Source organism: Mobilicoccus pelagius NBRC 104925, from assembly GCF_000247995.1.
In the GTDB taxonomy this organism is placed as follows: Bacteria; Actinomycetota; Actinomycetes; order Actinomycetales; family Dermatophilaceae; genus Mobilicoccus; species Mobilicoccus pelagius.
Window position 1 is genome coordinate 112115 of record NZ_BAFE01000003.1, and the last position, 24865, is coordinate 136979.

Sequence of the window (24865 nt, forward strand, 5' to 3'; positions counted from 1 at the left end):
GGTCACTGATGGCGACGCTGCGCAGGTGGTGGTGGATTCCCGCCGTCCTCGGGCTCACGGGCGCTGTCCTGGGGGGACTCGCAGGCGTCTCCGCGCCGAAGTCGGCGACGGCGATCGTCAACGTCCAGACGTCCCTGCCCGACGCGGACGCCGTCGCGAGCGCCCAGCAGAGCGCGCTCATCGAGGCCTCGTCGCGGGACGTCATGCAGGCGGCTGCACAGAAGCTCGGCATGGCGCCGAAGGACCTGTCCGCCGAGACGGAGGTCGGCGCCGAGGTCAAGACGTCGTTCCTCACGTTCAAGGCCACCGACCGTGACGCCGAGAAGGCCGCCCGCATGGCCAACGCCGTCGCGGACGCCGCCGTCGAGGCGCGCAATGTCCGCATCGACGAAGAGCTCAAGGAGCTCACCCGCTCCACGAGCGTCCTCATCCAGGGGCAGCCGCTGCGTGACAAGTCCGCCGAGGAGGCGCGTGTCGCCCGCCTCGGTGGCCAGCTCGCCGACCAGCAGGGCCAGCTCCTCACCCAGTCGCGCCGCCTCGCCGTCCTCCAGAGCGCCCAGGCCGACACGGCCGAGGGCCCCTCGACGATGCTCCTCGTCGCGATGGGTCTGCTCGGTGGTCTCCTCGCCGGCGTCGCCCTCGCGCTCGTCTTCGGCGGTCGCCGCGGCCAGATGTCGTCCATCGACGAGATGCGTCGCGTCTACCCCGAGCTGGAGTTCGTCTCGACGCGGGAGCTGCCCACCCTCCTGAGCATGGAGGCGGGCGACGTCGACCGTGTCGTCCTCACCGGGGTCCGCGCCCCTGCGGGCGCCGTCCGCAACCTCGTCGAGCCCGTCGCCGCCGGATTCCACGCGGCCGGTCGTGAGGTCGTCCTCACCGAGGACCTCGCCGCCTTCCAGCCCGACGCGACCGGTGCGCGTCCCCGTGCGGCGACGCTCGTCCAGACGCCCCTCACGAACGCCGTGGTCAAGCGCACCGGCCGCGACGAGCACGCGATGCTCCTCGTCCTCGTGCGCCCCCGTAAGACCCGATTCGAGTGGCTCGATGAGTACGTCAACTCCTTCGGCGACCGCGTCTGTGTCGTCGTCGACGGCTGAGCGCGGCCTCGACGCCGCCCCGGCCCCGACGACGCTCGAGGCCGACCCGCGCACCGTCGTCGGCCCTGACGGCCGACGGCGGGATCCGGTCCGCTGGCTGCTGTGGCTGTTCGTCCTCAACATCGTCCTGCAGCGGATCTCCGTCCCGAACATCTCGATCCCGTTGACGGTGCCGATCACGGTGCTGTGGTGCCTCGCCGCCTGGCGGGCGGGGGTCCTCGTCATCGAGCGGCAGCGTCTGCTCCTGTGGTTGACGGCCGCGGCCGCGTCCTCGGCCGTCGCCCTCCCGCAGACGTTGTTCGTCCACCGTCCCTACATCAGCGTCAACAGCTGGCTGTTCTGGATGACGATGTGGTTCCCGGTCGTGTTCATGATGAGCGACCGTTCGGGCGAGACGTACCGGCGGATGATGAGGTCGGTGACGACGGTGGGCCTCTGGCTCAGCGGCCTGTCGCTGACGTTCCTCCTCACCCAGCTCGTCGGGATCGCCTACCGGGACTGGCTGTTCGACATCCTCCCCGACTCGCTCCACGTGACGGGGTTCGCGATCAGCTACCCGATCACGTACGGCAGCCCCATCTACAAGTCCAATGGCTGGATCATGCTCGAGCCGTCGTTCATGTCGTTCACGCTCGGCGTGTGCTTCATGACGGCGTTGCTCACCCGCGCGCCCATCTGGAAGGTCGTGTTCCTCTTCCTCGGCCTCCTCACGACGGTCGCCGGATCGGGATTCGCGATCATCGCGCTCGGCGTCATCGGGATGCTCCTCACCCGTCAGGGGTCCCTGCTGCGCCAGTACGTCGTGCCGGGGCTCCTCGCGGCGATCGTCGCGATCCCGACGGCGATCGGCCAGGTGCTCCTCAGCCGCGTCACGGAGGTGGGGCAGTCGAACAGCTCCGCCGCGATGCGCAGCTTCGAGCCGTACCTCTACCTCATCCCCCGCTGGGTCGCCGAGCCGTGGGGCGTGTGGGTCGGGTACGGGGCCGGCGCCTCCCGGCAGGCCGTCGAGGCGAGCGGCACCGACGGGCTCATCGCCCCGACCATCGGCAAGGTGTTCTACGAGTACGGCTTCTTCGCGGGCGCTCTCCTGCTCGCTCTCTGCGTCGTCCCGTTCATGCGCGCCCACGAGCGGGCCCTGTCGGCGTCGCTGCTCCTGCAGTTCTTCCTCCTGCAGCCGCCGGCGCAGCCGATCATCGTGCCCGCGTTCGCCGTCGTCACCCTGTGGGCTCCCGCCGCCCGCGGCTACATCGAGGCGGGATCGCCGGGCGACACCGAGCCGCCCCCGCCGCCCACGTCGTGGCGCGGCCTCCGCAGGCGTCGTTGACCGGCGCCCGACCATCGACCGTCGACAGAAGGAACGAGGAGCCATGAACCGGCCCCGGATCAGTGTGTTGATGCCCGTCCTCGACGAGGAGGCCTCGGTCGCGGGGGCGATCGCCTCCGCCCTCGCGCAGGCCGACCAGGGCGTGGACCTCGAGGTGCTCGTGATGAACGGGCCATCCACCGACGCGACCGCCGAGATCGTCGCCGGCCTCGCCGCGGGCGACCCCCGCGTGCGCCTCCTGGACAACCCGGAGCGCAACATCCCGGCCGGCCTCAACATCGGTCTCGCCGCCGCGCGTGGGGAGTTCGTCGCCCGCATCGACGGCCACGCGTCCGTGTCGCCGGACTACCTCGCCCGGGCGCTGCGCCACCTCGAAGCGGACCCGGGCCTCGCCGCCGTCGGCGGCATCCGCCACGGCGTCGCCCGCACCCCGCAGGGGCGCGCCGTCGCGCTCGCCCTGTCGAGCCCGTTCGGCGTCGGCAACTCGATCAACCACTTCGGGCGGGAGTTCCGCGAGACCGACCACGCCTCGTTCGGGGTGTACCGCACCGAGGTCGCCCGGCGCGTGAACGGCTGGGACGAGACGCTCCTCGTCAACGAGGACGTCGACTTCGACCACCGCATCCTCGGGCTCGGATACCGCATCGCGTTCGACCCGGAGATGCACATCTACTGGCACGTGCGCGAGTCCGTGCCGGATCTGTTCCACCAGTACCGCCGCTACGGCCGGGGCAAGGCGGCGATGGTCCGCAAGAACGGCCGCGACGCGATACGTGCCCGCCACCTCGCCGCGCCCGTCGCCGTCGCGGGGACGGCCGGGCTCGGCGTTCTCGCGACGCGGTTTCCCCGCCTCGCCGCCGCGGCCTACTCGCCCTACCTCTTCGGCATCGGCGCGGCGAGCGCCCACGCGTGGCGGGGCCGGCGCGAGACGCAGGTCGAGCCCGGGGCCCCGGAGGACCGCACCGTGTCGGCCGCGGCGCTGCCCGGCGCGTTCCTGGCGATGCACTACGGCTGGGGACTGGGATTCCTCGAGGGCTACCTCCTCAGGAAGTCCCCGGCTCGGGCTTCCGCACGCACACGGCGCTGAACACCCTCCCCCGCATCCCCGCGTCCGTCGCGCGTGGGAATGCGGCCGTCGCGCGCCACGGGACGGCGGGACGAGGGTGCGGCACGACAGCGGGTTGCCCCACCCCACCCCCAGTGACTTAGGGTGGCCTCACTAAGGTCCCCCTAAGTCAAGGAGTCCCGTGCTGCCCTCCCGCACCGCCTTCGTCGGCGTCACCCTCAGCTGCCTCGCCCTCACCGCCTGCGGCCAGGCCGGCACCCCGACGGAGTCGTCGTCCTCCTCCGCCGCGGCGGTGACGATCACCGACGCCGCCGGCCGCACCGTCGAGCTCCCCGCCGTGCCGCAGCGCATCGTCTTCGGCGAGCAGCGTCAGGCCTACGCGAGCATGGTGCTCGACAAGGAGGACCCGACCCGCCACGTCGTCGCGTGGGGCAGCGACATGGAGAAGGCGGCGCCGGACATGTACGCCCGCCTCGCCGAGGCGCACCCGGCCGTCGCGGACATCCCCAAGGTCGGGTCCCTCGCCCAGGGCGACCTCACGGTCGAGAGCCTGCTCTCCCACAAGCCCGACGTGTACGTCATGACGCTCGATTCGATGCGTGCCGCGGAGAAGAACGGGCTCCTCGCCCAGTTCGACAAGGCCGGCCTCACATACGTCGTCACCGACTTCCGGGTCGACCCGGCGAAGAACACCGACGTCTCGATGCGGGCCATCGGCGCGCTGCTCGGCCGCGGCGACAAGGCCGAGGAGTTCCTCACCTACTACCACGGCGTCGTCGACCCGGTCGTCCAGAAGGCCGAGTCCGCGACGAACAGGCCGACGTCGTTCGCGTGGCGCGCGCCGGGCGTCAAGGCGTGCTGCTCGACGTGGGGCGACGTGAACTTCGGGCAGATGCTCACCCGCGCCGGCGGCACGAACCTCGGCACGAAGCACCTCCCCGGCGAGGAGGGCGACCTCACCCCCGAGCAGGTGCTCGCCGCGCAGCCCGACGTCGTCGTCGCCACCGGCGGCGCCTGGTCGAAGCAGAAGCTCGACGACAAGGCGAAGACGTCCTATCTCGCCCTCGGTTACGACGTCACGCAGAAGGAGGCGAACGCCTCCCTGGCCTCGCTGCGCAAGCAGCCCGGCTTCGACCAGCTCGAGGCGTTCGACACCGGCCGCGTCCACGGCGTCTACCACCAGTTCTACGACGCGCCGTACAACTTCGTCGCCTACCAGGCGTTCGCCAAGTGGCAGCACCCGGAGCTCTTCCCCGACGTCGACCCGCAGAAGACGTGGGCGGACTTCTCCGAGAAGTTCATGCCGTTCCCCGCCGAGGGCACCGTCGTCAGCTCGCTGCGCTGATCGCCCCCACCGTCGTCTCCCGAGGAGTTCCCATGTCCGTCACCGCACCCGGCCGCCGCGCCGACGCCGTCCCCGACGGCGCCCCGTCCTCGCCACCGCCCCCGCCGTCCGCAGCCGGGGCGACCGCCGTCACCCCGGTGGAGGCGGAGCGGGCGACACAGGCGGCCGGGGAGCGGTTCACGGCGCTTCGTCGCCGTGGCCTGCGACGGGCCGGCATCCTCCTCGTGCTCGGCGCCCTCGTCGTCGTCGCGTTCCTCGCAGGACTCGCGACGGGCCCGCTCGGTTACGGGCTCGGTGACGTCGCCCGGGCGGTCCTCTCCCCCGAGTCGGTCGACGCGCAGATGCGCAGCGTCGTGTGGGGGCTGCGCCTCCCGCCCGCGCTCCTCGCCGTGCTCGTCGGTGCCGCCCTCGCGCTCGGCGGCCTCGAGATGCAGACGATCCTCGACAACCCCCTCGCCGAGCCGTTCACCCTCGGGGTGTCGGCGGCGGCCGCGTTCGGGGCGGCGCTCGCGATCGTCCTCGGCATCTCCCTGCCGATCGGCCCGCAGCACACCCTCACCGTGTTCGCGGGCGGGATGGCGCTGCTCACCGCGGTCGTCATCTCCGCCGTGTCGATGTGGCGCGGGGCGAGCACGGAGACCGTCGTCCTCTTCGGCATCGCGATGGTCTTCGGGTTCCAGGCGCTGCTCACCCTCATGCAGTACCGGGCGAGCACCGAGAGCCTCCAGCAGATCGTCTTCTGGAGCATGGGCTCGATGCAACGGGCGACGTGGACGGCCGTCGCGGTCGTCGCGATCTCCCTCGCGGTCGCGGTGCCGTGGTTCGCGCTCAACGGCTGGAAGCTCACGGCGATGCGGTTCGGCGACGCCCGTGCCCGCGCGCTCGGCGTCGACGTCACGCGGATGCGCGTCGTCTCCCTCGTCGTCGTGTCGCTCCTCGCCGCGGTGGCGGTGTCGTTCGTCGGGATCATCGGGTTCGTCGGGCTCGTCGCCCCACACGTCGCGCGGGTGCTCGTCGGGGAGGACCAGCGGTTCCTCCTGCCCGCATCGATCCTCTCCGGCGCGGCGCTGCTCGCCGGGGCGCACGCCCTCAGCCTCGTCGTCGTGCCCGGCGTGGCCGTGCCCGTCGGCATCCTCACGGCGACCGTCGGAGTGCCGGTGTTCGTCGCGATCATCCTGCTGCGCCGCCGCGCCGCGTTCGGAGGTGCCCGATGAGGATCGCCCTCACCGACGTCGCCTACTCCTACGGTTCCCACCGCGCCCTCGACGGGGTGTCCCTCCCGCCGAGCGGCGGGGTCGTCGGCGTCCTCGGCCCGAACGGCTCCGGCAAGTCGACGCTCATGAAGGTCGTCGCGGGGATCCTCCCCGGCTCCGGTCGCGTCGAGGTCACGGACGGTGACCGACCCGTGACGGGGCGGCGACTGCGGTCGATCCTCGGGTATGTTCCACAGGACCCGCCCGGCGACGTCGCCCTCAGCGTCCTCGAGGCCGTCCTCGTCGGCCTGCGGCGGCGGTCGGCGTGGCGCACGAGCCGCGCCGAGGTCGACCAGGCGATGGCGTGCCTCGACGAGCTCGGCATCGCCCACCTCGCCGACCGCTACCTCGGGGACCTCTCCGGCGGTCAGCGTCAGCTCGCGGGCCTCGCGCAGATGACGGTGCGCCGGCCGAGCGTCATGCTCCTCGACGAGCCGACGTCCGCCCTCGACCTCCACCACCAGGTCAAGGTCCTCGGGTTCGTGCGCGAGCGCACCCACTCCCTCGGCGGCGTCACGCTCATGCCGATGCACGACCTCAACCTCGCCGCCCGCTACTGCGACCGACTCCTCGTCATGCGCGACGGACGCACGGTGTGCGTCGGGTCGCCGGAGGAGGTCCTCACCCCCGAGACGCTCGCGACGACGTACCGCGTCGAGGCGCGGGTCCTCTCCGACGGCGGCGTCCCCGTCGTCACCCCGCACGGGTTCTCCGCTTGACGCACCGCCCGCCGCGGACTCACCCCGGTCGAACGCGGACCGACGAGGCGCGACGGGTACGGCGGGTGGAGGCGGACGGCGACACGAGGCACCACGGGGTCTGGGGATCTCGCGAGCGCGCTGCAGGCACGGACATCCGGAGCCGGACACGACGCAGGGGCCGCACCTCGACGGTGCGGCCCCTGCGTGTGTCTCCCCTACGGGAGCGGCGCTCAGGACTCGAGGGTGAGGGTCTCGCCGTCCTGGCGGTAGGTCTCGCCGGTCTCGGGGCAGCGGAAGCGGTTCTCGCCGATCTCCTCGAGCGGCACACCCGCGCGGCCGACCCAGCGGATACGCCGGGCGGGGTTGCCGGCGACGAGGGCGTGGCCGGGGACGTCCTTCGTGACGACGGACCCGGCGGCGACGAGCGCCCACGCACCGATCGTCACGGGCGCGATGCACACGGAGCGGGCACCGATGGAGGCGCCCTGCTTGCACGTGACGCCGACGGCCTGCCAGTCGTCACCGCGCTTGAGGGTGCCGTCGGGGCTGATGGACCGTGGGTAGTGGTCGTTGGTGAAGACGACGGCGGGGCCGACGAACACGCCGTCCTCGAGCACGGCGGGCTCGTAGACGAGGGCGTAGTTCTGCAGCTTGCAGTTGTCGCCCATCTTCACGCCGGTGCCGACGTAGGCGCCGCGACCGACGATGCAGTTCTCGCCGAGGACGGCCTGCTCGCGTACCTGCGCGAGGTGCCAGACGGAGCTGCCCTCACCGATCTGGGCGTCCTCGGAGACGTCGGCGCTGGGTTGGATGCGGACGGACATGCAGGCCTCCTGCAGGGTCGAGGGGTCGGCGCCGATGCGCCGACGTGCGTCGCGGCAAGCCTAGGCTCCCCACCCCCGGGCCACCGGGAGCGGCCCGGGCGCGGCGCGACGACGGCCGCGAGCCGCCGCGGATAGGGTTGTCCCCGTCCCGATCGCCACCCCGAGGGAGTTCGCATGGCCGAGGCGCGACCGCACGTGTTGTACGTGGCGTGGGGGTTCCCGCCCTCCCGTGGCGGTGGGGTGTACCGGGCGCTCGCGACGGTCAACGCGTTCTCCCGCGCCGGGTGGGACGTCACCGTGCTGACCGCCGACCGGGAGACGTTCGAGAAGTACACCGGCGTCGACCCCTCCCTCGAGGCACTCGTCGCCCCGGGGATCGAGGTCGTGCGCGTGCCGTTCTCGTGGCCCGCGATGGACACGGACCTGCGCTCGTGGTCGGCCCTGCGCGTGTGGGCGCCACGGCAGTGGCGCAACCGTCGGGTGCGGCTCGACCAGCGGGACTTCCCCGAGAAGGGGTACGGGCCGTGGCGGCGGCCGCTCGAGCGGGCCGCCCTCGAGGTGCACCGGCGTCGCCCCGTCGACCTCACGGTCGCGACGGCGAACCCCAACGTCGACTTCTGCGCCGCGGCCGTCCTCAACGCCGAGCACGGGGTGCCCTTCGTCATGGACTATCGCGACGCGTGGATGCTCGACGTGTTCGACGGCGGTCTCCTCCACGAGGAGGGCGGCCGCGCCGACCGCATCGAGCGCTCCCTCCTCGCCGGCGCGACGGAGGTGTGGTTCGTCAACGAGCCGATCCGCCGCTGGCATGCCGAACGGCATCCCGAGCACGCCTCCCGGATGCACGTCGTCGCCAACGGGTACGACCCCACCTTCGCCCCGGAGGCCCGCCTGCGTCCTTCGCGGCGGCCGCTCACCTTCGGGTACATCGGCACCGTGTCGGCCAAGGTGCCGATGGCGGAGTTCGCCCGCGGCTGGCGTCTCGCCCGCTCGCGCGGCGGCGACCTGGACGGCGCGCGGGCGCAGCTGTGGGGGTACCTCGGGTTCTACTCGACGCCCTCCCCCGCCCTCCTCGCGCTCGTCGAGGAGTACGCGGACGACGGCCTCACCTACGAGGGGCCGGTGCCGAAGGCCCGGGTGCAGGCGACGTACGAGGACTTCGACGCGTGCCTCCTCGTCCTCGGCGCGGGTCTCTACGTGACGAGCGGCAAGGTGTTCGAGTACGCCGCGAGCGCCCTGCCCATCGTCTCCGTCCACGACCCGCGGAACGCCGCGACCGACGTCCTGCGCGACTACCCGTTGTGGTTCGGCGTCGAGGACCTCGAGCCGGAGACGATCGCGGACGCCCTCGAGCGGGCGGCCCACGCGGCCCTCACCGCCGACGAGGACGTGCGGGCGGCGTGCGCGGAGTTCGCGCAGCGCTATGCCCGGGATCTGCAGATGGTGCCGCGGGTGGAGGCCCTCACCCGCGCCGTGACGAAGGAGGCGCGGGCATGAGGATCGTCATCGTCGACACCGGCCGGGGCCGCACCCCCGAGACCGTCGCGGGATGGCGGGAGCAGTTGGGTCTCGTCGAGGGCGACGAGCTCGCGGCTGTCTCCTGGCAGCACCCGCGTGTCGCCCTGCCTCTCGTCGAGCACCTCGTGTTCGGGCCCACGCTCGACTGGTCGCGGCCGGAGCCGGTGCACCCCAACATCACCCGCCCGCGCCTCTCCCGGGGGGTGCTGCGTTCCCCCCTCGCGGCGCTGCCGCGCACGCACCCGCGGCGTGTCCTCGCCGCGGTGGGCCGCCGCACGGGCCGACTCACGAGGCCGGTGACGCGGCGGGTGTTCGCCCGCACCGGGCATCCTCTCGACGTCGTGAGCAGCAGTGCCCCGCTCGGTCAGGCCCTGCGGCGTCGCCTGGCGGTGAAGTCCGACGGTGTCGCCACCGACTTCTCGATCGCCGTGGCCCGCTCGCAGGAGGCCGCCGCGCTCACGACGTGGGCCGACGTGCTCGTGCCCGTCGATCTGCGTTCCCGCAAGGCGGCCTGGGTACTCGCCCGGCGTGTCGCCGGTCCCGCGGTCCCCTCCGACGTCACCGCCGCCGCCCGCGTCGTGCGGGAGCTGCGGGACGCCCCGGCCGTCACGCGCGACTGAATCCCTCCCGGTGGGGCGCCGCGTCGTGCACCGCGACGCGGCGCCCCGCCGGTGGTCTCAGCCGTGGAGGTGGAGGTGCTCGGCGAGGACCCGGGCGGCACGGCGTCCGTCGTGGACCTCACGCACGTAGGCCCGACCGGCGCGGGCGATCTCGCGTCCGCGGTCGCGGTCGGCGAGGAGCCCCCGGAGCACGTCCTCGAGGGTCTCGGGGTTCGCCTCGACGACGGGGCAGCCGGGCAGCAGCTCACGGACGTCCTCGCGGACATGTGCGAGACAGATGCGTCCGGCCGCCATGGCCTCGACGGCGGCGACGCCGTGGACGCCGACGGCGAACTGGTCGAGGACGACGTCGGCCTCCCGCACGTGCGCGGGCATGTCGGCGGGGTCGACGTCCTCGAGGCGGCGGTACTCGACGAGCCCCTCCGCGGCGAGACGGCGCCCGACGGCGTCGGCGGCGTCGCTGCCCTTGAGGCGGGCCCGGCTAGGGACGTGGAGGACGACGGGCACGTCGCGATCGAAGGGCGTCGGGTCGGCGGCCCAGGCGTCGACGTCGACGGTGAGGGGCAGCCAGATCGCGCCGGGCACGTCGGCGAGCAGGTCAGGTGTGGAGACGAACACGGGTCCGTCGCCGGCCTCGAGGAACTCCTCGACCTTGGGCAGGAGGAGGTCGTGTTCGCGCTGGAGGCGTTCGGTGAGCTCGTCACGCGGGTCGGAGAACGGCGACCAGGGCGTGCGCGCGGCGTTCGCCGCGGGGTCGCGGATGTCGGAGCCGTGGAAGACGAGGCCGACGCGGATCCCCTGGGCGCGCAACGCTGCCGCATCGGTGACGAAGTCGGCGCCGTAGCGGCGGCCGATGATCGAGCGGCCGCCCTCGAGGAGGGCGTGGGTCCACGTCGCGGAGGCCGTGTCGCGCAGGGCGGCCGACCACCGCTGGTTCTCGCGGAAGACGCTGAAGGGGATCACCTCGTCGGCGGGGAACGCGTAGGGGCGGTCCCGATCGACGGCGAGGACGAACGTGCGTGTGCCGGGCACCTCGCGCTCGACCGCCTTGGCCCAGGCCCAGCCCTGCCCAGCGGCGTTGACGGCCCCGACCGCGAGGACGCTCGGGCGGTCGTCGCGGGTGACGAACCGCTCGGACACGTCGCGCAGGGAGGTCTCGGCCGTGGGCTCGACGGGGACGGCGTCGTCGCCGAGGAGCCGCCGGTAGAGGTCGCGTAGCGAGGCGGCCTGGTGATTCCACGAGTACGGCTCGAGGAGGCCCGGGTCGGTGACGATGCGCTCGTGGAGGGCGTCGCGGCGGGAGAGGACGTCGAGGATCGCCGACGCGCAGGAGGCGGGATCCTCGGCGGTGAACACCGCGCCCACCTCGTTGCGGGTGACGAACTCGGAAAGGGCCCGGCAGTCGCTCACGGCGAGGGGAAGGCCGGCGTGGAGGTACTCGAACAGCTTGTTGGGAAGCGCGAACTCGTGGCTGCCGAAGTGGAGCATGGGGTGGACGCCGAGGTCGGCGCTCGCGAGGAACGAGGAGACCGCCTCGGGGGCGACGGGGTCGAGCAGGTGAAGGCGGTCGTCGACGCCGAGACCTTCGGCGAGATCGCGCAGGGCCTGCACCGGCCGGGTGCGGTTGTGCGGCACGCACACGACGGCGAGGTGGACCCCCGGCATCGCGGGCATCGCCTCGACGAGGGTGTGGACGCCGCGGGCGTGGGTCACCCCGCCGCTGTAGACGACGAGGGGTGTCTCCGGCGCGAGTCCGCACGCCTCCCGGATGCCGGGCTCGTCGTCACGAAGCGTCTCGGAGAACACGGGCGCGTTCATGACGACGGTCGGCGTCACCGACAGGGCGTAGGCACGGCCGATCTCCTCGGCGAGCGGCGCGGTGACGGTGATGACGGCGTCCGCGTCGCGGACGAACTCCTTCTCGAGGTCGAGCCAGGCCGCGTTGGAGCGGGGTGTGCGGGGCGGGTAGACGGGCAGGCCGGCGACGTACTCGTGGGCGTCGTAGATCCACATCGCGGGGCGGCCCGCGGCACGGCGGCGGGCGACGGCGCGGGCGGCGGTACCGACGTGGTGGATGTCGTGGGCGTGGAGGACGTCCCAGTCGACGCGGTCGACGACGGGCGTGAACGCGAGGTCGAGGTCGTCGACCTCGGGGAGGTCACGGCGCCACGCGACGCCGAGGTCCCGGGCGTTCCACCAGTCGTTGACCGATTCGACGAGGTCGGTCTCGACCTCGCCGACCCGTTCGTCGAGGTCGCTGCGCAGGCGCACGGCGCGACGGCGCAGGAGCGACCACCGTGCGCGCAGGTCGCGGTCCCGCCCACCGAGGTCGTTGCGCTCGCGGACGCGCTGCTGCGCCTCGAGCTCGGTGAGGCGCACCTGCTCCGGTGTCGGGCCGAAGTCGAGACGGCGCCGGGTGCGGCGGGCGACGCGCCGGAGGCGCTCGTCGCGGAGCCGGTAGGAGACGGGCACGCGGAGGACCCGCACGTCCTGCAGCCACGTGTCCTGCCGGTACGGCGTCGGTGACGCCCCGAGCAGGGTGACCTGCACGCCTCCGTCGGCGAGCGCGAGGGCGGACTTGAGGACGCGGGTGTCGTGGGCGATCGTGTTGCCGACCATCATGAGCACGTGGGTCACGTGCTCGATGCTACCGATGCCTTTGTCCCACGAGGGGATCCGCGTGGACGCGCCGCCGGTCGGTGCCGGTGGTCAGCGTCGTAGGTGCAGGTGCTCGTCGAGGAGTTCCGCCGCGAGTCGGCCGTCGTGATGTTCCCGCACGAACTCGACGCCGGCGCGGGCTGCGCGGCGTCCGGCCTCCCGGTCGGTGAGCAGGCCGCGGAGGACGTCCTCGAGCGTCTCGGGGTCCGCCTCGACGATGGCGCAGCCCGGCGCCTGGGCGCGGACCTCGTCGACGACGTGACCGAGGACGATCCGACCGGAGGCCATCGCCTCGACGGCCCGCAGGCCGTAGGTGCCGATGCGGAACTGATCGAGGACGACATCGGCCTCGGCGACGAGCCCCGGCATCGCCGTGGGGAGGACGTTCTCGAGGCGGCGGTACTCGATGAGCCCCTCGGCCTCCAGGCGACGTCCGACGGCGTCGGCGACCTCGCTGCCCGCGAGGCGCGTGTCGGTGGGGACGTGGAGGACGACGGGCACCTCACGGTCGAACGACGTCGGCTCGGCCTCCCAGATGTTCGTGTCGACGGCGACCGGCAGCCAGATCGCGCCGGGCACGTCGAGAGCGAGGTCGGGCGAGGAGACGAACACCGGGCCGTGCCCGGCCTCGAGGAACCCCTCCGCCTTCTGGAGGAGGAACGCGCGACGCGACCCCAGCTGGTAGGTGCTCTCCTCCAGCGGGTCGGTGAACGGCGAGAAGCGGGTGCGTCGCGTCGTGTCCTCGGGGCTGCGCACGTCGTGGCCGTGGAGGAGGAGACCGACGCGGATGCCGAGGGCGCGGAGGGCGTCGGCGTGCTTGACGAACGTGCGCCCGTAGCGACGTCCGACGAGGGGACGCCCCGCCTCGATGAGGGCGTGCGTCCACTCGGCCTCGATGCGCTCGGCGAAGCCGGCAGCCCAGCGGGGGTTGGCGCGGAAGACGCTGAACGGGACGACCTCGTCGGCGGGGAACGTGAGCGGTCCGCCCATGTCGATACCGAGCACCGAGGCGCGGACACCGGGCACGTTCCGTTCGACGGCCTTGCCCCAGCCCCAGCCCTCACCGGCGAGGTTGGAGGCGCCGATGCCGAGGACGGCGGGCCGGTCGTCGCGCCACCACGGCTCCTCGGTGACCTCGGAGAGGTCCGTGGAGTGCGCGGGCTCGGCGAGGCGGTCGGCTCCGACGAGGGAGCGGTACACCTCACGCAGCGACTGCGCCTGGCGGTTCCAGTCGTAGGGGGCGAGCATCTGGGGGTTGTCGGCGATGTGTCGACGCAGCTCCGGGACGCGGTCGAGGACGCGGCGCGCGGCGCGGGCGAAGTCGTCGACGTCCTCGGCGCGGTGGACCTCGCCGACGTCGTGGGAGGTGACGAACTCGGCCTGCGCGCGGCAGTCGCTCACGAGGAGCGGGATGCCGGCGTGGAGGTACTCGAACAGCTTGTTCGCGAGCGCGAACTCGTGGCTGCCGTAGTGGACGAGCGGGATCGTGCCGACGTCGGCGCTCGCCAGGTACGCGGAGACGTCGTCGGGCGCGACGGGCTCGAGGAAGTGGACGCGGTCGGTGACGCCGAGGGCGGTCGTGAGCTCGCGGAGCGCCTCGACGCGGGTCGTCTTCGTCGTCGGCACGCACACGACGGCGAGGTGCACCCCGGGCAGTTGGGGCAGCGCGCCGATGGCGGTCTGCACACCGCGGGCGACGGTGATGCCGCCGGAGTAGACGAGCAGCGGCACGTCGGGAGCGACGCCGCAGTCGGCGCGGACGTCGAGGCCCTCGCGGATGCCGGGATCGCCGTCGAGGACGGGCGAGTTGTAGACGACGGCGGGGCGTTCGGGCAGGTGGTGCGCGCGCTGCAGCTCCTCGGCGAGGGCGCCGGTGACGGTGATGACGGCCCCGGCCATGCCGATGTACTCGCGTTCGAGGTCGACGTAGGCGGCGCGGATGCGGGGGGTGCGCGGCGGGGAGAGCGAGAGCCCGGCGACGTACTCGTGGGCGTCGTAGATCCACCACGCCTGCCGTCCCTCGGCGCGGCGGCGGGCGACGGCGCGGGCCGCAGTGCCCATGTGGTGCATGTCGTGGGCGTGGATGACGTCCCATTCGAGGGAGTTGACGAGGGCGGAGTAGGCGACCTCGTAGTCGTCGATGGCCGGCAGGCTGCGGCGCCACGAGGCGAACTCGGTGCGGTCGTCGTGCCATTCGAGCGCGCGCGCCCGGAGGTCCTTCTCCGCGCCGTGGAGTCGCTGCTGCAGCCGCCCGAGGCGGGTACGGACCTTCGCGCCCGTCTCGGCGACCTTGGCGCGCACCTCGCGGTCGCGCCCGCCGAGCTCGGCGGCCTCCGCGGTGCGCAGGCGGGATCGGCGGACGACGGCACGACGCTCCGACGGCGTCATGTCGGGGATGATCGTGCGGTTCTCGAACCGGCGACGGCGGTCCTGCGCCTTGTGGTGGTAGCGCCACGCGAGCGGCACGCGGTAGATCTCGACGTCGCCGAGTCGCACGTGCTCGGGGTACCCCTCCGACCCGTAGCCGATGACGGTGACGTGGGCGCCACCGTCGGCGACGGCGAGTGCACTCTTCATCACCCGTGTGTCGTGCCGGATGTCGTTGTTCACCAGCATGAGCACACGCAACTTCTCCATGTCACACGATGCTAGGCGACCGCTGCGAGCGATGCCGGGAGGCGGGGCCGCCCGGTGGATCTCACGACCGTGCGGCGAGGGGGCACGCGGTCACCCGACACGCCTCGCCCACCCCGCGCGGCGCCCCGGGCGGCACGTGCCCCGCCATTAGACTCGGCCGGGTGCGGGGATCGACGACGGCTGTGACGACCACCTCGACGCCCCACAGGATGCCACCCGGGGGCGTCGCCGTGACCGCGGCGGCGGGAGTGCTCACGACGCTCCTCGTCCTCTCGATCAACGCGGGCCGGTTCGTCACCGCCCCGCTCAGGACCGCGGGTCTCCTGTGGCCCGTCTACCTCGGGCTCCTCGTCCTCGGCGTCGCCGCCCTCGCCGGGACGGGCCGCTGGCGGCGCACCCCCGTGTGGGGACTCCCTGCGTTCTGGTTCGTCGGCCTCGGGTGGATGCCGTACGCGTGGCGGGTCGCCCCCGATCCGGAGTGGGCCTCCCGTGAGGTGCTCCTCCTCTCCTACTGCGCCGTGCTCTCGACCGCGGCGCTCCTCCTCGGGCGCCGGGCCTCCCTCGCCTGGTGGCGGCGCGGGTGGGTGCTCTCGCTCGTCCTCGCCGGGGCCGTCGCCGTGTGGGAGATGACCACGGCGCAGCACCTGTGGGTGCACCCGTGGCCGTTCCAGCCGCGCATCGCCGTCGCGACCTACGGCAACCCGAACAACTTCGGCATCGTCACCCTCGCGATGCTCGTCGCGGTGCTCGCCTGGCGGGCCGAGTCACGCTCCCGCGCCGTGCGTGCCGGGCTCGGTGTCGCCGCCGTCGCCTGCGCCGCGTTCGCGATCCTCTCGGAGAGCCGCTCGGCGGTCCTCGGCCTCGTGCTCGTCGCGCTGCTCGACGTCTCCCGTCGGCTCGCCGCGCACCCCGGGCTCGTCCGCGCGACCGTCGCCGCCCACCGACGGGTCGCCGCGACCCTCGCCGTGCTCGTCGGGATGCTGGCGGTCGCGTCGTTCGTCGTGCCCGCCCTCGCCGCCCGCAATCCCCTCGTGCGGATGATTCACGCGGCCCTCCAGCCCGAGACGGCGGCCTCCGACCTGTTCCGGGTACGGGTGTCACTCCTCGGGCTGCGGTACTGGCGGGAGTCGGGGTTCCTCGGCACGGGCGCCGGATCCTTCGAGCCGATCATGTGGAACGACCCCGCCTCGGGCATCGAGATCGAGGCGAACCTCCACAACGCCTTCGTCGAGCTCCTCATGCAGTACGGCGTCGTCGTGTTCGCGGCCTTCGCCCTGCTGCTGCTCGTCCTCGTGCGGGTGTGGTGGACGACGCGCCTCGCGGCCCGGCTCCGACCGCGGGTCGGGATCGTCCGCACGGAACTCGCCGGGCACCTGCTCGTCTTCGCAGCGCTCGGCCTCACGGCGAGCTCGGCGCTCACGCTCACCGTGTGGTGGCTCGTCCTCGCCAACGCCTGCGCGTGCGGGGCGCGCCTGCTCGACCTGCGGGCCCCGCGCGATCGGCGGGGCCCGCAGGAGGTCAGCGCCCCAGGCGTCGGCGGGTCGGCGGGGTGACCGGCCGGGCCGCGATCTCGCCGAGACGCTCGACGAGCGGCGTCATCTGCCGCACCCGCTCGAACCGCTCCGCATAGGCCGTGGCCGCGGCACGCTCCTCGTCGGTGACGGTGTGCGCCCGCACCTCGGCCTCGCAGAACGCCCGTGCCACGTCCTCGGACTCGAGCGAGGCCGCCTTGACGAGCAGCGGGTAGCCGCCGAGCACGTCGGCGACCGCGCAGTCGTCCTCGTAGAGGCCGACGACGGGCTTGCCGGTGGCCATGTACTCGAAGACCTTGCCGGAGGTGACGTACGGGGAGTCCGCGACGATCATGACGAGCACGTCGATCGCCGCGTACGCCGCCGCGATCTCGGCCTTGGCGACGGGGCCGTGCCACGTGCAGTCCTGCGTCGGGTCACCCGTGGGCAGGACGTTCGCGACGGCCCGGCTCACGCCGAAGAACCCGAGGTGGCCGTAGAGATTCATCGTCGCCTCGGCCATCTGCGGGTCCTCCTTGGCCGCGCGCCAGCCCGCCCACACCTGGGCGTGGGGCTGGTTGCCCGTGAGGGTGCCGACGTATCCGAACCGCACTCCGGGCCGGGCGTCCTCGCCGCTCTCGGGGTCGGGCGCGACGTCCGAGTCCTCCGCGGGGCCCGCCGCCTCGACCGCCGCCTCGACCGCCGTCGCGTCCTCGCGGGCGGCGGCCTGGTCGCGTGCCGCCGAGTCGACGGCGTCGGTGAGGGTGCGGACGACGGAGGTGTCGTACCCGTTGGCGACGACGATCATCTTGTCCGCGTCCTCGGGATAGGCCCGCTGGTGCCAGGCGAGGAGCGGCTGGTTGACGAAGCAGATGAGTTCGGCGTCGTCGAACGTGCGCTTCTCCCACGTGTAGGCCGGGTGCCCGGGCGGGAACGCGAGCTCGTCGGTGAAGAGGTCGAGGGTCCAGCTGTCGCGGCTGTCGAGGACGTAGGGCACGCCCGTCGCGCGCTTGAACAGCCACGGCGCCTCGTAGCAGGAGTACGGGTTGCCGGTGGCGAGGACGACGTCGAGGCGGTGTCGGCGGTGCACGCCGATCATGCGGGTGAGGAGTCCCGGCACCCACGAGCCGTACTGGTCGAGCCACACCGTCTTCGTCGCGCGCTGCGTGAGGCGGCGGTGGAGCTCGGGGAAGTTGCCCCGCAGCCAGGAGAACCGCCGCGGGTGCGTCTCGAGGTGCTGCATGGGCAGTGGGATGCGCTCGACGTGGACTCGCGGGTCGATCGCGTCGAGGAGGCTCTCGTCGGAGGAGCGCGTGATGTGCTCGAAGAAGTCGGGGGTCACGGTGAAGACGGTGACCTCGAAGTCGCTCTCGACGAGGTGGTTGGCGAGCGCGAGCATCCGGTAGACGCCACTCGCGCGCGACGGCGGGAAGTAGAAGGCGACGAGGCCGACGTGTCCGCGACTCATGCCACTCCCCCGTCCGTCGTGCCGGTGGTCCCGCCGGGGGTGCCTGCTGCCGGGCCACTCGGTCTGCCGTCGGGGCCGTCGCTCGTGGGCGTCTGCGTGGCTCCCTCGGCCGGTGCGTTCATCCCGGTGGCCTGCCCACTCGCCGGGTCGATCGGCGAGGCGGTCGTCGGCTCCGCGGCAGGGGCGGCCTCCTCGGCCTCGGGCGTGGGGTCCGGTTCGACCTTGTCCGCCTTCTTGAGGGCCTCGGCCCACCACCGGGCGACGTGCTTGGCGGTGAACACGCCCGAGTGGTACTCGGCCTCGGGGTGCTTCTTGAGGAGGCGGTACGTGAGCTGGGTGAATCGGGTGCCGCCGTGGACGATGACGTCGATCTGGTCGGCGGTGTAGAGCTCGGGCTGGCTCTCGGCGCGGCGGGCCATGACGAGTCCGCGGACGAGGAGCCACGGGCGGCGGTAGAGCTGCCGCTGGGAGAAGCGGGAGACGCGACCGTGGAAGGTCTCGGCGCGGGCGAGGACCTTGCGGGCCTGCGGCTGCCGCTCGGAGGGCAGAGTCCCGGCGACCTTCTCGGCCCCGCGGAGCACGGTGCGCGGCGCGCGGTCGACGACGGCGCGCTCGACGCGCTGGAGGGTGTTGTACCGGTCGGGGTCGCCGACGGTGACGAGCGCCATCCCCTTGGGCACGACCCCGGCCGTCATCGACTCGAGGTCGACGGCGACGACCTGGGCACCCATGTCGATGGCCCGCTGCACGCCGTGCATGAGGCGACGCCACTGGAGCATGCCCTGGTAGACGACGACGACGCGGAGGTCGCCGGGTCGGGTGAACGGCTCCGGCGGCGGGTCGCCGAGGACGTGGGTGTGGAGCAGGTCCGCGACGCGCTCCTCACCGTAGAACCCGCGGAGGACGCCGCGGACGTGGGTGAGCTCGGCGCGGCCGACGTCGGTGCGCAGGGCGGCGACGGCGTCGGCGACGGCCTCGGGCTCGGGGTCGCGGGGCACGAAGACGGCCATGCCGACGTCCTCGGGCAGCGCCATCGTCTCCTCGGGCCCGCCGCACTTCGTGACGACGACGGGCAGGCCGCTCGCGACCGCCTCGATGAGGGTGATGCCGAACGTCTCGTAGGCGGAGAGGTGGACGAGGACGTCGGCGTCGCGCAGGTAGGAGCCGACCTCCGTGGGGGCGACGATGCCGGCGAATGTCACCCGGTCGGTGAGGCCGAGCTCCGCGATGCGTTCGACGAGCTGCTCGTGGAGGGGGCCGTCACCGACGAGCGTGAGGTGCCACGGCCGCTGCGGGTCGCGGGAGACGGCGACGGCGAAGCTCTCGACGAGCTTGTCGACGCCCTTGCGCTCGATGAGGCTGCCGACGTAGAGCCACCGGTCGGGGTGGCGCATGGGTTCGGTGCGCAGCGGCACGTCGTCGAAGCGCACCGGGTTGGGCACGGCGCGGATGATGTCGGCCTGCTGCCCGCAGTAGCGGCGCAGGACGCCGGCGGACTCGTCGCCGACGGCGATGACGGCCTGGGCGCGGGCGACGGCGGCGCGGTAGGCGGAGGCGGCCTCGAGGTCGGCGAACACGGCGCGGACGTACGTCGCGTGCTCGGTGATGACGAACCGGGCGGGTCGGGAGAGGAGCGGCGCGACGGCGGCCCCGGTGGGGGCGCCGACGTGGGCGTTGACGTACGTCGCCTGCGTGATGTGCGGCAGCGCGTGGCGCACGATCGCCGCGCGCTGGACGTCGATCGCCTCGTGGCGTGAGGTCATCGGGTCCATCGGGGCCCGCACGTGGACGATGCGCGCCTCGGGACGCTCGCTCACCGTCACCCAGCTCGACGCGGGGCGACCGTCCTCGTCGAGCGGGCGGTCGGCCTCCGGCGCGTCGTCGTCGACGGGGGTCGAGTCGACGTGGACGACGGTCACCGGGCCGGTGTGGTGGCGACGCAGGGTCGTCACCGCGTCACGCACGAAGGTGCCCCACATCGGATTCGTCTCCGTGGGGTACCACGGGGTGACGAACACGAGGTCGTCGTACCGTTCGCCGTGCACGGGTTGCGCTGCAGCCGTGAGGGGATTGACGTCGCTCACCGCGGCCTCCTCAAAGGGTTCGGGATCGACCGTCAGCCTATCGTCGCGAGGCGTCCGCGCCGGTCAGCCTCGCGCAGGGGGGAACGACGTCCCGTCGTCGGGGTCGCCCCCCGGTCCGCCGTCGCCGTCGCTGCCCGCCGTCGTCGTGGGACCGCCCGGGGGGTCTTCGTCCACCCCGTCGAGAAGTCCGTCGGGGACGAGGTCGGGCACGAGATCGGCGTCGAGACCCGCCACGAGGTCCGGGTCGAGATCGAGCTCCGGGTCGAGCCCCGGGGCGAAGCTCCGTGTCCCGACGCCGAGGAATTCGGCGAGGACGGCGGCGGAGCGTTCGCCGGAGTGGATGCGGCGGACGAAGCTCGGTCCTTCGGCGGCGATCGCGCGGGCGGCGTCGCGGTCGGCGAGGATGCCGCGGATCACGTCGACGACGTCGACGGGCGTGGCCTCGACGATGGGGACGTCCTGCCCGGTCGCCTCCCAGACGCGGGCGCGGGCGGTGTCGCCGACGTAGGCGACGACGACGCGGCCGGCGGCCATCGCCTCGGCGGCGGCCACGCCGTAGAGCCCGAGGACGAACTGGTCGAGGACGATGTCGGCCTCGCGGTACACCCGCCGCATCGCGGCACGGTCGAGCCCACGGAGGGTGCGGTACTCGATGAGGCCGGCGTCGTGGAGCGCCTGCATCTGCGGGTCGACGAGGTCGCTCCCCTTGAGCCATCCGTTGCTCGGGGCGTGGACGACGACGGGCCGCTCCCGTTCGAGGACGGGGGTGTCGCTCGCCCACGCGTCGGCGTCGACGACGACGGGGCACCAGCGGGCGCCGGGGACGACGTCGATCATGTCGGGCGTCGAGACGAACACGGGCGTCTCGCAGCGGTCGAGCCACGCGACGTTGCGCCGGGTGAGGCGCTGGAGGCGCGCCGTGCGCGGGTCGCGGGGGTCGCGGAACGGCGAGTGCGGGTGGGTCGCGGCGTGGAGGTCGGGGCGGCGGGCGTCGGAGCCGTGGACGACGTGCGCGACGGTGAGGCCTGCGCGACGGAGCGCGGGCGTCTCCGCGGCGCATGAACCGTAGAGGCTGCCGAGGACGGGCCGCTCGGCCTCGACGAGGACGTGCGTGTAGTCGAGCAGCGCGCGACGCTGCTCGCGCTGCCAGCCGAGGTCGCGGTAGACGGCGGCGGAGACCTCGTAGTCGGTGGGGAACCGGATCGGCCCGGCGATGTTCATCGACCGGGCGCCCACGCCCGGGAGGCGCTGCGCGGCGCGGGCCCACTCGTGGCCCTGACCGGCGAAGTTCGCGGGCGCGACCCACAGGCGCACGTCGGTCTGCGGCGCACCGGGCCGGTCGCGGCGGGCCTGGGCGAGCTCGTCGGGGGCCGCGACGGGGCGGCGGGCAGCGCGCTCGGCCAGTCGGGCCGCGGGGGCGGGCGTGAGGCGTCGCGCTCCGGCGAGCCCCTCCTTGACCCCGTCCTTCGCCCCGCGCGGGAGCGCCTGCAGCACACCGCTGCGGAGCGTCGACACGACTGCACGGCCGCTGCGCGCGAGGGAGGGCGTCGACCGCTCGGCCATGATCACCGCCCACCCCCGGGGCGACGGAACCGATCGAACACCCCGGAGATCCGAGCGGCGATGCCTGGTGTGCCGTCGGCGGCATCTGTCACGTCGGTGTGGACGTCGTGGAGCGTGCCGTGATCCGCGTCGTGCGCAGGCGTCGCACCGGCGTCGGTCTCCTCGGCGGCGTCCCCTGCGATGCGCACGTCGTGGTCGGTCACCGCGATCTCGGCGTCCGCGTCGATGTCCTCGTCGGTGGGGCCGGTGAGGAGGTCGACGACGGTGCGGGCGAAGCGGGCGTAAGGGTCGTCGTGGTCGCCGCCGCGGACGGAGGCGGCGACGGCGGGGGCGCGCATCGCGTGGAGTGAGGCGGGGTCGGCGGCCCAGGCGCGGAGGTGTTCGGCGACGGCGGCGCCGACGGCTTCGTCCTCGCCGACGGGGACGACGACGCCGACCGCACCGTGGCCCGCGCTGCCGCGGACGACCGCGGCCTGGCGGGGTAGGTCGGTCGTGACGACGGGCAGGCCGCAGGCGAGGTACTCCCCCACCTTGCTCGGCAGCGCCTCGCGGAACGCGGGGGTGTCGTGGAGGAGGAGGAGCCCGGCCCAGGCGCCGCGGGCGAGGCACCACGCCTCGCGCGGGGGCCTGCGGCCGTGGAAGGTCACGCGCGCGGCGAGGTCGGTGTCGGCGGCGAGGAGCGCGTCGAGCGCATCCTGGTCGGCCGGGGCGACGGGGCCGACGACGTCGAGGCGCCACGTCGGCGCGGCGCGGAGCGCGGCGAGCATCACGAGGAGGCCGCGGGAGGTGCGGACGTCGCCGATGTAGAGGGCGCGCGGGGTCGCCTCGGGCTCGGCCGGTTCGGGGAGCATCGAGACGTCGGGGTCGTTGGGGAGGACGAGGCGGCGACGGGCCCGCAGCGGGGGCACGTGCTCGTCGGCGACGACGGTGAGCGCCGCCCGGCCGGCGATGCGCTGGAACGCGCGGACGACCTCGTGCCCGGCGCGTCCGGCGAGGCCTCCGAAGGAGGAGGCCCAGGCCCGGTCGGCGAGGAGCGCGGCGTAGTCCTCGTGGACGTCGACGACGAGTTCCCGACCGCTCGCGAGCACCGCGGTGTGGGCCGCGAGCGCGGAGTCGGGGTCGAGCGACACGAGCACCCGTCCCCCGGCCTGTGCGGCCATGCGGGCGGCCAATCCGGCGCGGCGCACCCCGCCGGCGCGGGGCCAGGTGCGGACGGTCGTGTCGGGCGGGCCGTCCGCGGCGTCCCCGAGGCCGAGGACCTCGACGCTCAGCCCCTCGGCGACGAGCGCAGCGGCCTCCCGGTGGAGCCGCGCGTCGGCGACGTCGTGCCCGGAAGTGAGGATGCTGACGTCGTAGGAGGTCACATCTCGTCCATCGTCTGCGGCGTCTTGCCGACCTTGACGAACTGGGTGTAGGCGTCGATGCACTCGTCGGGCTTGCCGCGCATCATCACCTGACCCTTGTGGAGCCAGATGCAGTCGGTGCACATGTCCCGGATGCTCGAGAGGCCGTGGCTCACGAGGAACATCGCGCGGGCGCTCTTGCGCAGCTCGTCCATCTTGGCGTTGGCCTTCTCGCGGAACTTCGCGTCACCTGCGGAGAGGGCCTCGTCGATCATGAGGATGTCGGGCTTCATGTGTACGGCGACGCTGAACGCGAGGCGACTGAACATGCCCGAGGAGTACGTGCGCATGGGGGCGTCGATGTAGTCGCCGAGTTCGGCCCATTCGGCGACCTCGTGGGCGCGTTCCTCGACCTCGGCGCGGGAGAGGCCGGAGGCGAGGCCGCCGAGGATGACGTTCTCGCGGCCGGAGAGCTGGGCGTTGAACCCGACGCCGAGGGCGAGGAGGGTGCTCGCACGCCCCCACACCTCGACGCGGCCCTCGGTGGGTGGGAGGATCCCGGCGATCGTGCGCATGATCGTCGACTTGCCCGCGCCGTTGGCGCCGATGATGCCGAGCTGGGTGCCGTTGGGGACGTCGAAGCTCACGTCCTTGAGCGCCTGGACCTCGACGAGGGCCCGCTCGCCGCGGCCGAAGCGGACGATGGCGTTCTTGAACGTCGGCACCCGCTCGAAGGTCGTGCGGTACGTGATCGAGAGGTGTTGGACGCTGACGGCGAGGTCGGTGCGGGCGGAGTTGTCGACGTAGACCTTCTCGGGCCCGGCGTCGGTGGCCTCCGCGGCGCGGCGGGCCTTGTCGGTCTTGCGGTCGCCGAGTGAGAAGGCGCCGCCGACGGAGAAGCCGTGGCCGCCCGTGGCGGTCGATCCGGTGGGGCCGCTGGGGGTGGTCTCAGAGGCGGACAGCGAAATCACGCTCCCTCATGAGGAAGTAGGAGCAGCCGACGACGACGGCGAGCAGCGCCCACGCGACGGCGAGCAGCCAGATGGTCGGCGAGGGGAAGATCCCCTCCTGGAGCGATTCGTTGTACCCGCCGATGAGGGCGTAGAGCGGGTTGGCCCACGCGAGGGGGCGGAACCGCTCGGGGATGCGGTCGATCGTCCACAGCACCGGCGAGGAGTACAGCCAGATGCGCATGACGTAGGGCAGGAAGCTCGCGGTGTCGCGGAAGTAGACCTGGGCGGCGGCGAAGAACGAGGCGAGCCCGGTGGTGAACACCGTGAGGAGCACGAGGAAGATCGGGGCTGCGACGAACGTCGCGAGGTTCCACGGGTTGCCGGCGAGGATGTGGAAGACGAAGTAGACCGGCAGGGTGGGCAGGAATCGGAAGAACCCGGTGCGCACCGCGGCGATCGGCAGGAGGAGCCGGGGCATCGCCGTGTTGAGGATGACCTTGCCCGCGCCGGTGACGGAGTTCGCACCGGTGTTGACGGCGCCCTGGAAGTAGTAGAAGACGAACAGCCCGCCGGTGAGGTGGGCGAACGCCTTGGGGTCGAACGGCTTGCCGAGCCGGTTCTGGAGGACGTCGATGAGGAGGTAGTAGACGAACGCGAGCAGCAGCGGGTTGATGATGAGCCATGCCGTGCCGAAGAACGTCCGCGTGTTCGCGGCCCGCATGTTCGCCTTGGACGTCTCGATGGCGAACTCCTTGCGCCGCCAGAGCTCCGCGAAGTAGGTGCGCAGCGGCGGCATGCCCGCCTTGTGCGGTTCGTACCGGTGGTAGACCGGCGCGTCGGCGTCCGTGGGCGGAGGGACGACGGTCATCGCGTCTCGCTCCTTGTCTGCGGTCGCGCGGT

At 73.1% G+C, this 24865-nt stretch carries 18 protein-coding genes; 9 read left to right on the top strand and 9 right to left on the bottom strand.

Annotation, left to right across the window (positions count from 1 at the left end):
• Positions 1 to 8: 8 nt before the first annotated feature.
• The 6 genes from MOPEL_RS00935 (at position 9) to MOPEL_RS00960 (ending at position 6804) form a co-directional block, all read left to right on the top strand.
• A complete protein-coding gene (locus MOPEL_RS00935) occupies positions 9 to 1097 on the top strand; it encodes a YveK family protein (protein ID WP_009480966.1) in 1089 nt (362 codons plus the stop codon).
• On the top strand, positions 1045 to 2421 hold the full coding sequence (locus MOPEL_RS00940) for a hypothetical protein (RefSeq protein WP_141631097.1): 1377 nt from the start codon (positions 1045 to 1047) through the stop codon (positions 2419 to 2421). The genes MOPEL_RS00935 and MOPEL_RS00940 overlap by 53 nt, the downstream gene beginning before the upstream one ends.
• Positions 2422 to 2464: 43 nt before the next feature.
• Entirely contained in the window at positions 2465 to 3508 is a 1044-nt protein-coding gene (locus tag MOPEL_RS00945) for a glycosyltransferase family 2 protein (RefSeq protein ID WP_009480968.1), read from the top strand.
• 160 nt (positions 3509 to 3668) lie between these two features.
• The gene (locus MOPEL_RS00950) at positions 3669 to 4832 is read left to right on the top strand and encodes an ABC transporter substrate-binding protein (RefSeq protein ID WP_009480969.1); all 1164 of its coding nucleotides are present in this window, start codon (positions 3669 to 3671) and stop codon (positions 4830 to 4832) included.
• Between the two features lie 32 nt (positions 4833 to 4864).
• Positions 4865 to 6046 carry a FecCD family ABC transporter permease gene (locus MOPEL_RS00955; protein WP_009480970.1) on the top strand — a complete coding sequence of 394 codons (1182 nt, stop codon included), beginning with the start codon at positions 4865 to 4867 and terminating at the stop codon, positions 6044 to 6046.
• On the top strand, positions 6043 to 6804 hold the full coding sequence (locus tag MOPEL_RS00960) for an ABC transporter ATP-binding protein (RefSeq protein ID WP_009480971.1): 762 nt from the start codon (positions 6043 to 6045) through the stop codon (positions 6802 to 6804). Before MOPEL_RS00955 ends, MOPEL_RS00960 begins: the two co-directional genes overlap by 4 nt.
• 212 nt (positions 6805 to 7016) lie before the next feature.
• On the opposite strand, the gene MOPEL_RS00965 is transcribed toward MOPEL_RS00960, so the two are convergent.
• A complete protein-coding gene (locus tag MOPEL_RS00965; RefSeq protein WP_009480972.1) occupies positions 7017 to 7610 on the bottom strand; it encodes an acyltransferase in 594 nt (197 codons plus the stop codon).
• A 174-nt stretch (positions 7611 to 7784) separates the two neighbouring features.
• Here MOPEL_RS00965 and MOPEL_RS00970 point away from each other — a divergent pair, with 174 nt between their 5' ends.
• A complete protein-coding gene (locus MOPEL_RS00970; protein ID WP_009480973.1) occupies positions 7785 to 9107 on the top strand; it encodes a glycosyltransferase family protein in 1323 nt (440 codons plus the stop codon).
• Positions 9104 to 9748: a hypothetical protein gene (locus MOPEL_RS00975; protein WP_009480974.1), complete on the top strand. Its 645-nt coding sequence runs from the start codon at positions 9104 to 9106 to the stop codon at positions 9746 to 9748. The genes MOPEL_RS00970 and MOPEL_RS00975 overlap by 4 nt, the downstream gene beginning before the upstream one ends.
• 57 nt (positions 9749 to 9805) lie before the next feature.
• Here MOPEL_RS00975 and MOPEL_RS00980 read toward each other — a convergent pair whose 3' ends face one another.
• Positions 9806 to 12385 carry a glycosyltransferase family 4 protein gene (locus MOPEL_RS00980; RefSeq protein WP_009480975.1) on the bottom strand — a complete coding sequence of 860 codons (2580 nt, stop codon included), beginning with the start codon at positions 12383 to 12385 and terminating at the stop codon, positions 9806 to 9808.
• A gap of 72 nt (positions 12386 to 12457) precedes the next feature.
• Complete coding sequence (locus tag MOPEL_RS00985) at positions 12458 to 15043, bottom strand: glycosyltransferase family 4 protein (RefSeq protein ID WP_040632215.1); 2586 nt, start codon at positions 15041 to 15043, stop codon at positions 12458 to 12460.
• 209 nt (positions 15044 to 15252) lie between these two features.
• Between MOPEL_RS00985 and MOPEL_RS00990 the strand changes: the two genes are divergently transcribed.
• Positions 15253 to 16596 carry an O-antigen ligase family protein gene (locus tag MOPEL_RS00990; RefSeq protein WP_169316258.1) on the top strand — a complete coding sequence of 448 codons (1344 nt, stop codon included), beginning with the start codon at positions 15253 to 15255 and terminating at the stop codon, positions 16594 to 16596.
• Here the strand turns inward: MOPEL_RS00990 and MOPEL_RS15545 are convergent.
• From MOPEL_RS15545 to MOPEL_RS01020, 6 genes are all read right to left on the bottom strand, one after another.
• The gene (locus MOPEL_RS15545; protein WP_009480978.1) at positions 16562 to 18022 is read right to left on the bottom strand and encodes a glycosyltransferase; all 1461 of its coding nucleotides are present in this window, start codon (positions 18020 to 18022) and stop codon (positions 16562 to 16564) included. The two genes, MOPEL_RS00990 and MOPEL_RS15545, sit on opposite strands and share 35 nt — an antisense overlap.
• Positions 18019 to 20106 carry a glycosyltransferase gene (locus MOPEL_RS15550; protein WP_009480979.1) on the bottom strand — a complete coding sequence of 696 codons (2088 nt, stop codon included), beginning with the start codon at positions 20104 to 20106 and terminating at the stop codon, positions 18019 to 18021. The genes MOPEL_RS15545 and MOPEL_RS15550 overlap by 4 nt, the downstream gene beginning before the upstream one ends.
• A gap of 63 nt (positions 20107 to 20169) precedes the next feature.
• Positions 20170 to 21669: a hypothetical protein gene (locus MOPEL_RS15555; protein WP_009480980.1), complete on the bottom strand. Its 1500-nt coding sequence runs from the start codon at positions 21667 to 21669 to the stop codon at positions 20170 to 20172.
• A 2-nt stretch (positions 21670 to 21671) separates the two neighbouring features.
• On the bottom strand, positions 21672 to 23033 hold the full coding sequence (locus tag MOPEL_RS01010; protein WP_009480981.1) for a glycosyltransferase: 1362 nt from the start codon (positions 23031 to 23033) through the stop codon (positions 21672 to 21674).
• Positions 23030 to 23983 (bottom strand): ABC transporter ATP-binding protein, encoded by a 954-nt coding sequence (locus MOPEL_RS01015; protein WP_009480982.1) that lies wholly within the window; start codon positions 23981 to 23983, stop codon positions 23030 to 23032. The genes MOPEL_RS01010 and MOPEL_RS01015 overlap by 4 nt, the downstream gene beginning before the upstream one ends.
• Positions 23961 to 24833, bottom strand: coding sequence for an ABC transporter permease (locus MOPEL_RS01020; protein WP_009480983.1), 873 nt, complete (start codon positions 24831 to 24833; stop codon positions 23961 to 23963). Before MOPEL_RS01020 ends, MOPEL_RS01015 begins: the two co-directional genes overlap by 23 nt.
• Positions 24834 to 24865 lie beyond the last annotated feature (32 nt).

Excerpts from the sequence above, each read along its gene's own strand:
- MOPEL_RS00970 (WP_009480973.1), top strand. The coding sequence starts at position 7,785 with ATGGCCGAGGCGCGACCGCACGTGTTGTACGTGGCGTGGGGGTTCCCG.
- MOPEL_RS00945 (WP_009480968.1), top strand. The coding sequence starts at position 2,465 with ATGAACCGGCCCCGGATCAGTGTGTTGATGCCCGTCCTCGACGAGGAG.
- MOPEL_RS15555 (WP_009480980.1), bottom strand. The coding sequence starts at position 21,669 with ATGGCCGAGCGGTCGACGCCCTCCCTCGCGCGCAGCGGCCGTGCAGTC.
- MOPEL_RS00975 (WP_009480974.1), top strand. The coding sequence starts at position 9,104 with ATGAGGATCGTCATCGTCGACACCGGCCGGGGCCGCACCCCCGAGACC.
- MOPEL_RS00940 (WP_141631097.1), top strand. The coding sequence starts at position 1,045 with ATGAGTACGTCAACTCCTTCGGCGACCGCGTCTGTGTCGTCGTCGACG.
- MOPEL_RS15545 (WP_009480978.1), bottom strand. The coding sequence starts at position 18,022 with ATGAGTCGCGGACACGTCGGCCTCGTCGCCTTCTACTTCCCGCCGTCG.
- MOPEL_RS00990 (WP_169316258.1), top strand. The coding sequence starts at position 15,253 with ATGCCACCCGGGGGCGTCGCCGTGACCGCGGCGGCGGGAGTGCTCACG.
- MOPEL_RS00935 (WP_009480966.1), top strand. The coding sequence starts at position 9 with ATGGCGACGCTGCGCAGGTGGTGGTGGATTCCCGCCGTCCTCGGGCTC.
- MOPEL_RS00960 (WP_009480971.1), top strand. The coding sequence starts at position 6,043 with ATGAGGATCGCCCTCACCGACGTCGCCTACTCCTACGGTTCCCACCGC.
- MOPEL_RS00985 (WP_040632215.1), bottom strand. The coding sequence starts at position 15,043 with ATGGAGAAGTTGCGTGTGCTCATGCTGGTGAACAACGACATCCGGCAC.
- MOPEL_RS00955 (WP_009480970.1), top strand. The coding sequence starts at position 4,865 with ATGTCCGTCACCGCACCCGGCCGCCGCGCCGACGCCGTCCCCGACGGC.
- MOPEL_RS01020 (WP_009480983.1), bottom strand. The coding sequence starts at position 24,833 with ATGACCGTCGTCCCTCCGCCCACGGACGCCGACGCGCCGGTCTACCAC.
- MOPEL_RS00965 (WP_009480972.1), bottom strand. The coding sequence starts at position 7,610 with ATGTCCGTCCGCATCCAACCCAGCGCCGACGTCTCCGAGGACGCCCAG.